Here is a 15,555-nt window from a genome sequence, read left to right as displayed (position 1 = left end):
ACGCTGGCTGACCGTTTCATCCAGATGTGCGGTGGCCTGGCCGAGCGTGAAATGGAAGCCCAGGTACTGGATTCCATGGATCTGGAGCGCGAACGCGGGATCACCATCAAGGCCCACAGCGTTACCCTCTATTACAAAGCCAAAGATGGCGTCACCTACCAGCTGAACTTCATTGACACCCCGGGCCACGTCGACTTCACCTACGAAGTCAGCCGTTCCCTGGCCGCGTGTGAAGGTGCATTGCTGGTGGTCGATGCCGGTCAGGGTGTTGAAGCCCAGTCCGTGGCCAACTGCTACACCGCCATCGAGCAAGGCCTCGAAGTCATGCCGGTGCTGAACAAGATCGACCTGCCACAGGCCGAGCCGGACCGCGTCAAGGACGAGATCGAGAAGATCATCGGCATCGACGCCACCGACGCCGTCACCTGCAGCGCCAAGACCGGCCTGGGTGTCGACGAAGTGCTCGAGCGTCTGGTCGCGACCATTCCTGCGCCGACCGGCAACATCGAAGATCCGCTGCAAGCGTTGATCATCGACTCCTGGTTCGACAACTACCTGGGCGTTGTCTCCCTGGTGCGCGTGCGTCATGGCCGCGTGAAGAAGGGCGACAAGATCCTGGTGAAATCCACCGGCAAGATCCACCTGGTCGACAGCGTCGGTGTTTTCAACCCGAAACACACCGCCACCGCTGACCTCAAGGCCGGCGAAGTGGGCTTCATCATCGCCAGCATCAAGGACATTCACGGTGCACCGGTCGGTGACACCCTGACCCTGAGCTCGACCCCGGATGTGCCGGTTCTGCCCGGTTTCAAACGCATCCAGCCGCAGGTTTACGCCGGTCTGTTCCCGGTCAGCTCCGACGACTTCGAAGACTTCCGCGAAGCGCTGCAGAAACTGACCCTGAACGACTCGTCGCTGCAGTACACCCCGGAAAGCTCCGACGCCCTGGGCTTCGGCTTCCGTTGCGGGTTCCTCGGCATGCTGCACATGGAGATCATCCAGGAGCGCCTGGAGCGCGAATACGACCTGGACCTGATCACCACCGCGCCAACGGTAATTTTCGAGCTGGTGCTGAAAACCGGTGAAACGATTTACGTCGACAACCCATCCAAGCTTCCGGATGTGTCGACAATCGAAGACATGCGCGAGCCGATCGTGCGGGCCAACATCCTGGTTCCGCAGGAACACCTGGGCAATGTCATCACCCTGTGCATCGAGAAACGCGGCGTACAGGTCGACATGCTGTTCCTCGGCAATCAGGTACAAGTGACCTACGACCTGCCGATGAACGAAGTGGTCCTGGACTTCTTCGACCGCCTCAAATCCACCAGCCGTGGCTATGCTTCGCTGGATTACCATTTCGATCGTTACCAATCGGCTAATCTGGTGAAGCTGGACGTGCTGATCAACGGTGACAAGGTCGACGCCCTGGCGTTGATCGTGCACCGTGACAATTCGCACTTCAAAGGTCGCCAGTTGACCGAGAAGATGAAAGAACTGATTCCTCGTCAGATGTTCGACGTGGCGATCCAGGCGGCCATTGGCGGTCAGATCGTTGCCCGGACAACCGTCAAGGCACTCAGAAAGAACGTATTGGCCAAATGCTACGGCGGTGACGTAAGCCGTAAGAAAAAGCTGCTTGAAAAGCAAAAGGCCGGTAAGAAACGCATGAAGCAGGTCGGCAACGTGGAAATTCCACAAGAAGCCTTCCTTGCCGTGCTCAGGTTGGAATAGTCAGGTCCTATGTCACTAAATTTCCCGCTGTTGCTGGTCATCGCCGTGTTCGTCTGCGGCCTGTTGGCGTTGCTCGATCTGCTGTTCCTGGCACCGCGTCGGCGTGCTGCCATTGCCTCCTATCAAGGCAGTGTCAGCCAGCCCGAGCCCGTGGTGGTCGAGAAGCTGAACAAAGAGCCGTTGCTGGTTGAATACGGCAAGTCGTTCTTTCCGGTGCTGTTCATCGTGCTGGTGCTGCGTTCGTTCCTGGTGGAACCGTTCCAGATTCCATCCGGCTCGATGAAACCGACCCTGGACGTTGGCGACTTCATTCTGGTGAACAAGTTTTCTTACGGGATCCGCCTGCCGGTGATCGACAAGAAAGTCATCGAAGTCGGTGATCCACAGCGTGGCGATGTGATGGTGTTCCGCTACCCGAGCGACCCGAACGTCAACTACATCAAGCGTGTAGTCGGCCTGCCGGGCGACACGGTGCGTTACACCGCCGACAAGCGTCTGTTGGTCAATGGCGAGTCGATTGCCGAGCAACTGGTCGGCTCCGAGCCGGGCACGCTGGGCAGCGCGGAGCTCTACAAGGAAAAACTCGGCGCTGCCGAGCACCTGATCCGCAAGGAAATGAGCCGCTACCGTGCTACCCCGGACCATACCTGGACCGTGCCGGCCGGCCATTACTTCATGATGGGTGACAACCGCGACAACTCCAACGACAGTCGCTACTGGGATGACCCGAACATTCCCAAGGATCTGCTGGGCATGGTTCCCGACCAGAATATCGTCGGCAAAGCCTTCGCTGTCTGGATGAGCTGGCCGGAACCGAAACTCAGCCACCTGCCGAATTTCTCGCGGGTTGGCCTGATCAAGTAATCAATCACGGCGCTGTTGACCACAGCGCCGAATGCATTTCTGGAGTCGACACAAATCGGCGCCAGGGCATGAAGCCACGATATTCAGGACGTCATTTTTGAACACAGCGTTAATTGTCCCAGGCCTGCGCCGTACCCCGGCGATGGCAGTGGAATCCAGCCACGAACTCAGCGTGGGTAAACCGTGAGCGTTTCTCTAAGCCGTCTCGAGCGCCAGCTCGGTTACACCTTCAAGGATCAGGAGCTGATGCTGCTGGCCCTCACGCACCGCAGCTTTGCCGGGCGTAACAACGAACGCCTGGAATTCCTCGGCGATGCCATCCTCAACTTCGTCGCCGGCGAGGCGCTGTTCGATCGCTTCCCGCTGGCCCGCGAAGGCCAGTTGTCGCGTTTGCGCGCACGTCTGGTGAAGGGTGAGACACTGGCCGTGCTGGCCCGTGGTTTTGACTTGGGCGACTACCTGCGTCTGGGCTCGGGCGAACTGAAAAGCGGTGGCTTCCGCCGCGAATCGATTCTGGCCGATGCCCTGGAAGCGCTGATCGGTGCGATCTACCTCGATGCCGGCATGGACGTCGCTCGCGAGCGCGTACTGGCCTGGCTGGCCGGTGAGTTCGAAGGCCTGACGCTGGTCGACACCAACAAGGATCCCAAGACCCGCCTGCAGGAACACCTGCAATCGCGCGGTTGCGAACTGCCACGCTATGAAGTGGTGGATATCCAGGGTGAGCCGCACTGCCGTACCTTCTTCGTCGAGTGCGAAGTGGTCTTATTGAATGAAAAAAGCCGAGGTCAGGGTGTGAGCCGTCGTATTGCCGAACAGGTAGCGGCCGCCGCAGCACTGATTGCCCTGGGCGTGGAGAATGGCAATGACTGATACAAACGCAACTCGCTGTGGCTACGTTGCCATCGTCGGCCGTCCCAACGTCGGCAAGTCGACGCTGCTCAACCACATCCTCGGCCAGAAGCTCGCGATCACCTCGCGCAAGCCGCAGACCACTCGTCACAACATGCTCGGGATCAAGACCGAGGGTGACGTGCAGGCGATCTACGTCGACACCCCCGGCATGCACAAGGGTGGCGAAAAGGCCCTGAACCGCTACATGAACAAAACCGCTTCGGCGGCGTTGAAAGACGTCGACGTGGTGATCTTCGTGGTCGACCGCACCAAGTGGACCGAAGAAGACCAGATGGTGCTGGAGCGCGTGCAGTACGTGACCGGCCCGCTGATCGTCGCGCTGAACAAGACCGACCGCATCGAAGACAAGGCCGAGCTGATGCCGCACCTGTCGTGGTTGCAGGAACAGCTGCCGAACGCACAGATCATCCCGATTTCCGCGCAGCACGGGCACAACCTTGACGCGCTGGAAAAGGTCATCGCCGATCATCTGCCGGAGAACGATCACTTCTTCCCGGAAGACCAGATCACCGACCGCAGCAGCCGTTTCCTTGCCGCCGAACTGGTGCGCGAGAAAATCATGCGCCAGATGGGCGCCGAACTGCCGTACCAGATCACCGTCGAGATCGAAGAGTTCAAGCAGCAGGGCAAGACCCTGCACATCCACGCGCTGATCCTCGTCGAGCGTGACGGTCAGAAGAAGATCATCATTGGCGACAAGGGCGAGCGCATCAAGCGCATCGGCACCGAAGCGCGCAAGGACATGGAGCTGCTGTTCGACTCCAAGATCATGCTCAACCTGTGGGTGAAGGTGAAGGGCGGCTGGTCCGACGACGAGCGTGCACTGCGTTCGCTGGGTTACGGCGACCTGTAAACGTTGGTTTCGCTGTGCGAGCGGGCTTCTGTGGCGAGGGAGCTTGCTCCCGCTCGGCTGCGAAGCAGTCGTGAAATCGGGCGCCTCGGTGTGCCTGACACACCAAATCGCTGATCTTGGGGCTGCTTCGCAACCCAGCGGGAGCAAGCTCCCTCGCCACAATTGATGATCTTCAGAGATCTTTCGGCTTATGTCGCAAACCCCACCTCCCGCCCAACTCGCCTACGTCCTGCATTCGCGCGCCTACCGCGAAACCAGTGCGCTGGTCGATTTCCTTACGCCGCAAGGTCGGCTGCGGGCGGTGTTGCGCAGTGCGCGGGGCAAGGCCGGGACATTGGCGCGGCCCTTTGTGCCACTGGAAGTCGAGTTTCGTGGCAAGGGTGAACTGAAGAACGTCGGGCGCATGGAAAGTGCCGGCAACGCGACCTGGATGGTCGGTGAGGCGCTGTTCAGCGGCCTCTATCTCAACGAATTGCTGATCCGCCTGCTGCCCGCCGAAGACCCGCACCCTGCGGTGTTTGATCATTACGCTGCAACACTGCTGGCCCTGGCCGAAGGTCGCCCGCTGGAGCCGTTGTTGCGCTCGTTCGAATGGCGCCTGCTGGACGATCTCGGTTACGGCTTCTCCCTGAATACCGATATCCACAGCGAGCCGGTCGCGCCGGACGGTCTTTATCGTCTGCAAGTGGACGCCGGGCTGGAGCGCGTCTTCCTGTTGCAGCCGGGTTTGTTCAACGGCACCGAATTGCTGGCCATGGCCGAAGCCGACTGGACCGCTCCCGGCGCGCTGTCGGCGGCCAAGCGTCTGATGCGTCAGGCACTGGCCGTTCATCTGGGTGGCCGTCCCCTCGTCAGCCGCGAGCTATTTCGCAAGCCCTGATATGCTGTGCGCCGAATCTTTCCCTTCAGGAGCGCATCCGTGACCACCAGCAATCGCATTCTTCTTGGCGTGAACATCGACCACGTCGCCACCCTGCGTCAGGCCCGTGGCACACGCTACCCGGATCCGGTCAAGGCAGCGCTGGACGCGGAAGAGGCGGGCGCCGACGGCATCACCGTGCACCTGCGCGAAGACCGTCGGCACATCCAGGAGCGCGACGTGCTGTTGCTCAAGGATGTGCTGCAGACCCGCATGAACTTCGAAATGGGCGTCACCGAAGAAATGATGGCGTTCGCCGAGCGCATCCGTCCGGCGCACATCTGCCTGGTTCCGGAAACCCGTCAGGAACTGACCACTGAAGGCGGTCTGGATGTAGCGGGGCAGGAAGAGCGCATCAAGGCAGCGGTCGAGCGCCTGTCGAAGATCGGCAGCGAAGTGTCGCTGTTCATCGATGCTGACGAGCGCCAGATCGCCGCGTCGAAGCGCGTCGGTGCGCCGGCCATCGAACTGCACACCGGGCGCTATGCCGACGCTGAAACCCCGACCGAAGTCGCTGAAGAATTGAAACGTGTGGCGGACGGCGTGGCGTTTGGTCTGGCGCAGGGCCTGATCGTCAACGCCGGGCATGGCCTGCATTATCACAACGTCGAAGCCGTGGCGGCGATCAAGGGCATCAACGAACTGAACATCGGCCATGCGCTGGTGGCGCATGCGTTGTTCGTGGGGTTCAAGTCTGCGGTGTCCGAAATGAAAGCGCTGATTCTGGCTGCCGCGTTGAAAGGCTAAAGGTCAGCGCATGACCCCTGTGGGAGCGAGCTTGCTCGCGAAGGCGTAGTGTCAGCCAACCTGTTCGTTGACTGGCACACTGCATTCGCGAGCAAGCTCGCTCCCACATTTGTTTTGGGGTGTTGGTTAAAGCGGGGCTGGCTCCTGCGCCGGCTTGGTCTTGTCGATCCCCGGCACATGCAGGTTGCCTTCGGCCACCTGATCGCCTTCAAGCTGCGGCTGGGTCACCCAGGTCAGGATGTCGTAGTAGCGACGAATGTTCGCCACGAAATGCACCGGCTCGCCGCCCCGGGCGTAGCCGTAGCGGGTCTTGCTGTACCACTGCTTCTGCGACAGGCGCGGCAGCATCTTCTTCACGTCCAGCCACTTGTCCGGGTTCAGGCCTTCGCGGGACGCCAGTTTGCGCGCGTCATCGAGGTGGCCGCTGCCGACGTTATACGCCGCCAGGGCGAACCAGGTGCGGTCCGGTTCCTGAATCGATTCGTCGAGCTGATCCTTCATGTACGCAAGGTACTTGGCGCCGCCCATGATGCTCTGCTTGGGATCGAGACGGTTCGACACGCCCATCGCCTGAGCGGTGTTCTGGGTCAGCATCATCAGGCCGCGCACGCCGGTTTTCGAGGTGACCGCCGGTTGCCACAGCGATTCCTGATAACCGATAGCCGCGAGCAGGCGCCAGTCGACTTTCTCTTTCTTGGCGTAGGTCTTGAAGTGCTGTTCGTATTTGGGCAGGCGCTGCTGCAAGTGCTGGGCGAAGGTAGTGGCGCCCATGTAGCCGAGGACATCGACGTGGCCGTAATAGCGGTCTTTCAGGCGCTGCAGGGTGCCGTTCTTTTGCACCTTGTCGAGGTAGGCGTTGATCTCGTTGAGCAGGCTGTTGTCTTCACCGGCGGCCACCGCCCAGCTCTGGCTGCGCGCATCGCCGAGGTCGAAGGCCACGCGGATGTTGGTGAAGTACACCTGGTTCATCGCCACTTCGTTGGAATCGACCAGGGTCAGGTCGATCTGGCCTTCATCGACCATGCGCAGCAGATCGACCACTTCAACAGCGTCGGATTCTTCGTACTCGATGCCCGGAAACTTCTTTTTCAGCTCCGCCAGCTGCTCGGCGTGGGTGCTGCCCTTGAGCACCATGATCTTTTTGCCGACCAGATCACCTGGATCGGTAGGGCGCGACTGGCCGTTGCGATAGATGATCTGCGGCGTGACTTCCAGGTAGGAGTGGGAGAAGCGCACCTGTTTCTTGCGCTCGTCGCTGCTGACCAGACCCGCCGCCGCCAGCACCGGGCCGTTCGGCTTGCCGATCTGGTTGAACAGGTCGTCGAGGTTATCGGCGGTCTCGATCTTCAGTTCCACACCCAAATCGTCGGCGAAGCGCTTCACCAGCTCGTATTCGAAGCCGGTTTCACCGCTGCGATCCTGAAAGTAGGTGGCGGGGCTGTTACGGGTAATCACCCGCAGCACACCATCCTCCTTTACGCGCTCGAGTGTGTTGGGTTTATCAACACAGCCACCGAGCATCAGGAAGAGTCCGGTTGCGATCAGCCATTTGGCGTATCGCGGACGCAAAGCCGTTGGGAAAAACATCTGCGCAGTATACGCAAACGGCTGCGGGCGCCATATCTCGACAGTGAGGGGCTTGTCTGCTAGAGATCACAAAACTGCACGAAACCCCGCAGGAATGGGGCTGAACGGCATTTTGTGACAGAAAAAATAAGCGCTGCTCGCGCACCCTCGAAATTTGACTTCAAAGGCAGAAACACAGATTGATATCCGAGTGCAACCGTGCGTAGCGTTTCGGGTGATGTTGAGGGCGGTTTAGGCTAGAATGCACGGCCTCAAAGCACACCCCTTCCCGAGGCTGTCCCGAAGATGTTGATCCTGCGCGGCGCTCCTGCCCTTTCTGCCTTTCGCCACAGCAAACTCCTTGAGCAACTGAGCCAGAAGGTTCCAGCTGTCAGTGGCCTGTATGCTGAATTCGCTCACTTCGCCGAAGTCACCGGCGTCCTGACCGGCGACGAACAGCAGGTGCTTGCGCGCCTTCTGAAGTACGGCCCAAGCGTTCCGGTACAAGAGCCGACCGGTCGTCTGTTTCTGGTGTTGCCGCGGTTCGGCACCATCTCGCCATGGTCGAGCAAGGCCAGCGACATCGCCCGCAACTGCGGCCTGAGCAAGATCCAGCGCCTGGAGCGCGGCATCGCGTTCTACGTCGCCGGCCAGTTCAGCGACACCGAAGCCCAGCAGATTGCCGACTTGCTGCATGACCGCATGACCCAGATCGTTCTGGGCAATCTGGAACAGGCCGCCGGTCTGTTCAGCCACGCCGAGCCGAAGCCGCTGACCGCGATCGACATCCTCGGTGGCGGCCGCGCCGCGCTGGAAAAAGCCAACACCGAGCTGGGCCTGGCCCTGGCCGAAGACGAGATCGACTATCTGGTCAACGCCTTCAACGCCTTCAACGGTCTCAAGCGCAACCCGCACGACATCGAACTGATGATGTTCGCCCAGGCCAACTCCGAGCACTGCCGCCACAAGATCTTCAACGCCAGTTGGGATATTGACGGCGAGAGCCAGGAAAAAAGCCTGTTCGGCATGATCAAGAACACCTATCAGATGCACAACGAAGGCGTGCTGTCCGCTTATAAGGACAACGCTTCGGTGATCGTCGGCAACGTCGCCGGCCGCTTCTTCCCGGATCCGGAAACCCGCCAGTACGGCGCGGTGCAGGAGCCGGTGCACATCCTGATGAAGGTCGAGACCCACAACCACCCGACCGCGATCGCCCCGTTCCCGGGCGCGTCCACCGGTTCCGGTGGCGAGATCCGCGACGAAGGTGCCACCGGTCGTGGCGCCAAGCCAAAGGCCGGCCTGACCGGTTTCACCGTGTCCAACCTGCAGATCCCGGGCTTCGAACAGCCGTGGGAAGTGCCGTACGGCAAGCCTGAGCGCATCGTTACCGCGCTGGACATCATGATCGAAGGCCCGCTGGGCGGCGCCGCGTTCAACAACGAATTCGGTCGTCCGGCCCTGACTGGCTACTTCCGTACCTTCGAACAATCGATCACCACCCCGCACGGTGACGAAGTTCGCGGTTACCACAAGCCGATCATGCTCGCGGGCGGCATGGGCAACATCCGCGAAGAACACGTCAAGAAAGGCGAGATTCTGGTCGGCTCCAAGCTGATCGTGCTCGGCGGCCCGGCAATGCTGATCGGTCTGGGCGGCGGCGCTGCGTCCTCGATGGCCACCGGCACCAGCTCGGCGGACCTCGACTTCGCTTCCGTACAGCGTGAAAACCCTGAGATGGAGCGTCGCTGCCAGGAAGTCATCGACCGTTGCTGGCAACTGGGCGACAAGAACCCGATCAGCTTCATCCACGACGTGGGTGCGGGCGGTCTGTCCAACGCCTTCCCGGAACTGGTCAACGACGGCGACCGCGGTGGCCGTTTCGAGCTGCGCAACATTCCCAACGATGAGCCGGGCATGGCCCCGCACGAAATCTGGTCCAACGAATCCCAGGAACGTTACGTTCTGGCGGTCGGCCCGGCGGATTTCGAGCGCTTCCAGGCGATCTGCGAACGTGAGCGTTGCCCGTTCGCCGTGGTCGGCGAAGCCACTGCCGAGCCGCAACTTACTGTCACGGATAGCCACTTCGGCAACAACCCGGTGGACATGCCGCTGGAAGTGCTGCTGGGCAAGGCCCCGCGCATGCACCGTTCGGTGGTTCGCGAAGCCGAGCTGGGCGATGATTTCGATCCGTCGAACTTCGACATCAGCGAATCCATCGAACGCGTTCTGCACCACCCGGCCGTAGCGAGCAAAAGCTTCCTGATCACCATCGGCGACCGCACCATCACCGGCCTCGTGGCCCGTGACCAGATGGTTGGCCCATGGCAGGTGCCGGTAGCCGACGTGGCCGTCACCGCCACCAGTTTCGACGTCTACACCGGTGAAGCGATGGCCATGGGCGAGCGGACTCCGCTGGCGTTGCTGGACGCTCCGGCGTCGGGCCGTATGGCCATCGGCGAAACCCTGACCAACATTGCCGCTTCGCGCATCAACAAGATCTCCGACATCAAGCTGTCGGCGAACTGGATGTCCGCTGCCGGCCACCCGGGCGAAGACGCGCGTCTGTACGACACCGTGAAAGCGGTCGGCATGGAGCTGTGCCCTGAGCTGGGCATCACCATTCCGGTGGGCAAGGACTCGATGTCCATGGCCACCCGCTGGAACGACAACGGCGAAGAAAAAACCGTAACTTCGCCGATGTCGCTGATCGTGACCGGTTTCGCCCCAGTGGCTGACATCCGTCAGACCCTGACCCCGGAACTGCGCATGGACAAGGGCACCACCGACCTGATCCTGATCGACCTCGGTCGCGGCCAGAACCGCATGGGTGCCTCGATCCTTGCACAGGTTCACGGCAAGCTCGGCAAGCAGGCTCCGGACGTCGACGACGCCGAAGACCTGAAGGCCTTCTTCGCGGTGATCCAGGGCCTCAACGCCGACGGTCACCTGCTGGCTTACCACGACCGTTCCGACGGTGGTCTGCTGACCTCCGTGGTGGAAATGGCGTTCGCCGGCCACTGCGGTCTGAGCCTGAACCTGGACAGCGTTGCCGAAAACTCGGCAGAAATCGCCGCAATCCTGTTCAACGAAGAGCTGGGTGCCGTTATCCAGGTTCGTCAGGACGCCACCCCGGACATCCTCGCGCAATTCAGCGCGGCCGGTCTGGGCGACTGCGTGTCGGTGATCGGTCAGCCGATCAACAACGGCCAGATCAACATCACCTTCAACGGTGACACCGTGTTCGAAGGCCAGCGCCGTCTGCTGCAACGTCAGTGGGCCGAGACCAGCTACCAGATCCAACGTCTGCGCGACAACGCCGACTGCGCCGAGCAAGAGTTCGACGCGCTGCTGGAAGAAGACAACCCGGGCCTGAGCGTCAAGCTGAGCTACGACGTCAATCAGGACATCTCCGCGCCTTACATCAAGAAAGGCATCCGCCCACAGGTTGCCGTGCTGCGTGAGCAGGGCGTCAACGGTCAGGTGGAAATGGCCGCCGCGTTCGACCGCGCCGGTTTCAACGCGATCGACGTGCACATGAGCGACATCCTCGCCGGCCGCGTCGACCTGAACGAGTTCAAAGGTCTGGTGGCCTGCGGTGGTTTCTCCTACGGCGACGTACTTGGCGCCGGTGAAGGCTGGGCCAAGTCGGCGCTGTTCAACAGCCGTGCCCGGGATGCGTTCCAGGGCTTCTTCGAGCGTAACGACAGCTTCACCCTCGGCGTGTGCAACGGTTGCCAGATGATGTCCAACCTGCACGAACTGATCCCGGGCAGCGAGTTCTGGCCGCACTTTGTGCGCAACCGCTCCGAGCAGTTCGAAGCGCGCGTGGCGATGGTGCAGATCCAGGAATCGAACTCGATCTTCCTGCAGGGCATGGCCGGTTCGCGTATGCCGATCGCCATCGCGCACGGTGAAGGCCATGCCGAGTTCTCCAGCGAAGAAGCCTTGCTGGAAGCCGATCTGTCGGGTTGCGTGGCGATGCGTTTCGTCGATAACCACGGCAAGGTCACCGAAGCCTACCCGGCCAACCCGAACGGTTCGCCGCGCGGGATCACCGGTCTCACCAGCCGCGACGGTCGCGTGACGATCATGATGCCGCACCCGGAGCGGGTGTTCCGCGCGGTGCAGAACTCGTGGCGTTCGGAAGACTGGACCGAGGATGCTCCTTGGATGCGCATGTTCCGTAATGCGCGCGTCTGGGTGAACTGAGGCCTGTGTACAAGCTCGGGTTTTTTGTTCCTGACAGTCATGTCGAGGTGGTCAAGGACGCTGTATTCGCTGCCGGTGGTGGGCGGATCGGGGACTATGACCACTGTGCCTGGCAGGTGCTTGGTTTGGGTCAGTTTCGTCCGTTGGATGGCAGTCAGCCGTTTATTGGCGAGGCGGGGCAGGTTGAGCGGGTTGAGGAATGGAAGGTTGAGCTTGTGGTGGTGGATGAGTTGATCGTGGCTGTTGTGGCGGCGTTGAAGCTCAGTCATCCGTACGAGACGCCGGCTTATGAGGTGTGGCGGCTGGAAGATTTCTGAGTCTTTGGCCGCTGATAAAAGAACCGCTGAAAGTGATTTCAGCGGTTTTTTTTGCCTGCTTTTTGCTGGTAATGCCAAAGCGCTATATAGGATGATCGAGTCATAACGACAAAAGGATTTCTCGCATGTTTCTTACCCGTCATCGTTTCACCGTATGTATGGCCTCGGTTGTTGCCGGAGGTTTTTTCAATCAAGTCAGAGCGGCAGAGACGATCAGCGATGCCTTCAATCGGGTGGACGTTCCTCATAAGCTGGACCTTAGTCGTTATGCTCGAACTGCGAACGGTATCCATGCCGCTGAAAGTATCCAAACGATAAGCCCTGCACTCGATTTCGACCCGATCTTCGGGCCTCCAGGGTCTGGATTTCCGGTCAATGGGGATAAGTCCAACGTCCTTTACAACGCTGTCATGACGATCTCTCAAGGTGCTGCAGGCATTAGTGCAGCCATCGAAAGTCTCGCTGCTGGCAGCAATGCCAATTTGAGCAGCGCCACACTGGCCGCCAGTTCGTCGGTAATGACCAGCATGCGTACAGCGATGCAGCAAATGGGCAGCGATAGCGGCTTGCGGGTGGGGCTTGATTCATCGCAGAGCCCAGTTCTGGCGGCCACTGACGTTGCGAACACTGTTCGCAATCTGAACGATCCAAGCGCACCGGGCCGCGTATGGCTGCAAGGCATTGGCAGCTACGGCAAGCTCGACGGCGAACAGGGCAATTCCAGTTTTGAGCAACGAACGGCTGGCACTGTGCTGGGCGTGGATTGGTCGCTTTCGCCCGAATGGCGCATGGGCGTACTCGGTGGTTATTCGAAGACTGACCTCGACAGCCATAGCTTCGAGGGCACGCTGCACAGTTGGCATGTCGGCGCGTACGCCATGCGCCAGGATGGGCCTCTGGCGTTACGCCTGGGGGCGGCTTACAGCGGCCATGACGGAGATAATAAGCGAACGGTTGAATTCGAAGGCTTCAGCGACCGGCCAAAAGGCAACTACGATGCCGACAGCCAACAAGCCTTTGCGGAACTGGGCTATTTGTTGGGCAGTGGCCGGCTCAACGTCGAGCCATTCGCCAATCTGGGGTACCAGCGTTATCACCGCGAAGGGTTCACTGAAAAAGGCGGCTTGGCCGCGTTGGCCGTGGACTCCCAGACCCAGGATAACTTCAGCAGCACGTTCGGCGTGCGACTGGCGCAGCTTAATCAGTTGCAGAACGGTATCAGCGTAACGCCGAGGGGTAGCCTTGGCTGGCGCCACACTTACGGCGACGTAGAAAGTGAAACCCGTCAGGCCTTTGTTTTGGGTGGCTCCGGGTTCAATGTCCAGGGCAGTGCTTTGGATCGCGACAGCCTGATAGTCGGGGCAGGTGTGGACGTCGGGATCTCTGCACGCCAAACCCTGAGTATTGGTTACAACGCCGAGGTGGGTAGCAATAGTCGTAATCAAGCGTTGACCGGGCAGTGGCAGATGAGTTTCTAGAGGCAAAATGTAAACCCGCGGAAAGCAAATTCTGCGGGTTTTTTGTTGGCCACGATTTGAGGGGTTAACTCATTTAACTGTGGAAGTTGGCTTGCCGGCGATGGCGCCCTTATAGGCGACCATGCTCTTGTTGATTGGGTGAATATCCATTCTTTTGGTTGCTGCGGCTGGCGGTTTCGCCCTTACGGCGACTCACTTTTTTACAAGCGCCTAAAAAAGTAAGCAAAAAACGCTTGCCCCAACGTTCGGCCCGCTCGCTGAGGCTCGGGGTTCCTTCGCTCCGGGATTGATCCGGGCGCATCGCCTCCGGTTTGCTTCGCTGCACCTCCTCTCGATGTGTTCGACTTCGTCGAACGGTCGCTGCGCTCCCACCCTCCGGATCAATCCCTCCACTCAGCCTGCCGACGGGGCCGGTGGATCAAGATCAAAAGCTGCAGCCGAGCTTGCGCTCATCCTGTTTAGTGGTGAAGAGCACGGGGTGTTCGGTTTTTGATTTGTGTTGGAGCTGCCCCTCATCGGAACGCCGACCGCCCAGCCCTTTCCCGAGGGAGAGGGGGCCGATTTTTGGGCTTTTCAGGATATGAGTTCGACTCGGTATTTCACGTCGGCGTACATCCACCAAACACCTCGGTCAGTCCCTCTCCCTCTGGGAGAGGGCTAGGGAGAGGGTTTGTTTTTGGTTGTTTAATGATGTGTCGAATAACCAGAACCTTCCCACAAGGTTTTCAGGTTGTCCGTCGGACGCCCGCTCTCTAGGCTTTGTCTGTCGCTGCCAATTCAGCGACCGGGCGTGAGATCCCCGGAATGCTTGCAACTAGCGCCAACACCACGATAATTGGCGCCAGCTCAATCTGCTGCCTGCTTTATGGCGGCTGTGTGCGGGCAGACTTCGGTCTGGCCGGTTGCCTGCTCCGGTGGATCTCACCCTGCACATAGCTGCCACCTCTTTGCCGCGTGAGATCCGGCGAACGATGGCATCTTCACACGCCGTAGCAGGAGTTGAATTTTGGACAAACTGATCCCCGACCCACCCCACGAAACCACAGCACCACCCGTAGACGCTATCCGCGTCGAAGACCTGACGAAAGACCGTGAAGCCATCAAGCGCGCTGTCGATTTCTACTTCACTCCGCAAACCGCTCAGGCGCATCAGCCCAGCACAATGTTCATGGTCAACCCCAACGTCGACCCCGAAACCCTGCTGGCCCACGCCTACGAATCGTTGGCCTGCGCCAGTGCCATGGCCAGCAACTTCGCCAACGAACTCAGCGGCCTGCAACGCAGCACCGCACTGGCGATCCAGCAAATCGTCATGCTCGCCGAACTGGCGGTAAACCGCGCGCTGGACCGGGTCGATCCGCAAACCTGATTCATCGGATGATCATCGCAAACCGGCTCGTCCCGTCGCGGACCTCATCTCCTTTCTGGGGAGTTGAGACCTCGCGTGGGAGCGAGCCGTCGGCAACCGACTTTTGGATTCAATACCCAGGTTTGCCTTGATGATGACCAATCATCGGAAACCACCGCTTACCTGTAATTTCTGACAGTGGTGCGCTTCGGCCAACTTCTGTCTGATGAGACTTCCATTCACAACAGGTAAGAAGGATTTTGCTATGTCTATTAAAAAAAACACTGTGCCAGTGATTACTTCCGTGAAAAACAGCCAAGGCGAGGAGATTCCAAACGGCGGTATCACATCGTCCACTGTTGTGCCGTTGAGTGGCTTGGCGCCTGCTGGCGATGAACTCCAGATTCTCGACGGTGCTACTGTGATGGGGCAAGTAGTCGCCGACGCTGCAGGCACTTGGCACTTTCACTTGATGGATTTGTCAGTGAGCACGCATTCGATCAGGGCCAGAGGACAGGCTGGTGTCTCCGCACCACGTACGTTCATCGTCACAGTCGCGTAAACACCCGATAAAAAGCCGCTGAGCTCCACAGCCCAGCGGC

Annotated in this window: 11 protein-coding genes and 1 pseudogene; 11 read left to right on the top strand and 1 reads right to left on the bottom strand. The window is 60.0% G+C overall.

All coding sequences use genetic code 11. The features are described 5' to 3' along the window. The 6 genes from lepA to pdxJ form a co-directional block, all read left to right on the top strand. The coding region (gene lepA / locus ACIP8I_RS11140; RefSeq protein ID WP_400760991.1) for a translation elongation factor 4 at nt 1-1,734 on the top strand (1,734 nt) is incomplete at its 5' end. Nucleotides 1,735-1,743: 9 nt separating this feature from the next. Continuing rightward, entirely contained in the window at nt 1,744-2,598 is an 855-nt protein-coding gene (gene lepB / locus ACIP8I_RS11135; RefSeq protein WP_007965160.1) for a signal peptidase I, read from the top strand. Between the two features lie 183 nt (nt 2,599-2,781). Further along, complete coding sequence (rnc, locus tag ACIP8I_RS11130; protein ID WP_024011703.1) at nt 2,782-3,471, top strand: ribonuclease III; 690 nt, start codon at nt 2,782-2,784, stop codon at nt 3,469-3,471. Continuing rightward, nucleotides 3,464-4,366 carry a GTPase Era gene (gene era / locus ACIP8I_RS11125; protein ID WP_003221935.1) on the top strand — a complete coding sequence of 301 codons (903 nt, stop codon included), beginning with the start codon at nt 3,464-3,466 and terminating at the stop codon, nt 4,364-4,366. Before rnc ends, era begins: the two co-directional genes overlap by 8 nt. 190 nt (nt 4,367-4,556) lie before the next feature. Next, entirely contained in the window at nt 4,557-5,246 is a 690-nt protein-coding gene (gene recO, locus ACIP8I_RS11120; protein WP_007965159.1) for a DNA repair protein RecO, read from the top strand. A 39-nt stretch (nt 5,247-5,285) separates the two neighbouring features. Then, entirely contained in the window at nt 5,286-6,032 is a 747-nt protein-coding gene (gene pdxJ, locus ACIP8I_RS11115) for a pyridoxine 5'-phosphate synthase (protein ID WP_047292711.1), read from the top strand. A 126-nt stretch (nt 6,033-6,158) separates the two neighbouring features. Here the strand turns inward: pdxJ and mltF are convergent, their stop codons facing one another. After that, nucleotides 6,159-7,619, bottom strand: coding sequence for a membrane-bound lytic murein transglycosylase MltF (gene mltF / locus ACIP8I_RS11110; protein WP_400760988.1), 1,461 nt, complete (start codon nt 7,617-7,619; stop codon nt 6,159-6,161). Nucleotides 7,620-7,904: 285 nt separating this feature from the next. Between mltF and purL the strand changes: the two genes are divergently transcribed. The 5 genes and pseudogenes from purL to ACIP8I_RS11085 all read left to right on the top strand — a co-directional run bounded on the left by purL (nt 7,905) and on the right by ACIP8I_RS11085 (nt 15,515). Then, the gene (gene purL / locus ACIP8I_RS11105; RefSeq protein ID WP_400760986.1) at nt 7,905-11,810 is read left to right on the top strand and encodes a phosphoribosylformylglycinamidine synthase; all 3,906 of its coding nucleotides are present in this window, start codon (nt 7,905-7,907) and stop codon (nt 11,808-11,810) included. Between the two features lie 5 nt (nt 11,811-11,815). Continuing rightward, nucleotides 11,816-12,127 carry an NGG1p interacting factor NIF3 gene (locus tag ACIP8I_RS11100; RefSeq protein ID WP_400760985.1) on the top strand — a complete coding sequence of 104 codons (312 nt, stop codon included), beginning with the start codon at nt 11,816-11,818 and terminating at the stop codon, nt 12,125-12,127. 389 nt (nt 12,128-12,516) lie between these two features. Further along, nucleotides 12,517-13,605, top strand: a pseudogene (locus ACIP8I_RS11095) (autotransporter outer membrane beta-barrel domain-containing protein); the annotation flags it as partial. 1,006 nt (nt 13,606-14,611) lie between these two features. Next, nucleotides 14,612-14,974, top strand: a complete 363-nt coding sequence (locus tag ACIP8I_RS11090) for a DUF6124 family protein (RefSeq protein ID WP_400760983.1) — start codon at nt 14,612-14,614, stop codon at nt 14,972-14,974. 244 nt (nt 14,975-15,218) lie between these two features. Then, complete coding sequence (locus tag ACIP8I_RS11085; RefSeq protein WP_400760980.1) at nt 15,219-15,515, top strand: hypothetical protein; 297 nt, start codon at nt 15,219-15,221, stop codon at nt 15,513-15,515. The last annotated feature ends 40 nt before the right edge of the window (nt 15,516-15,555 follow it).

This window comes from Pseudomonas sp. NPDC088414, assembly GCF_044753325.1.
In the GTDB taxonomy this organism is placed as follows: domain Bacteria; phylum Pseudomonadota; class Gammaproteobacteria; order Pseudomonadales; family Pseudomonadaceae; genus Aquipseudomonas.
Note: the sequence above shows the minus strand (reverse complement) of the source record. Positions and strands in the feature narration are given on the sequence as shown.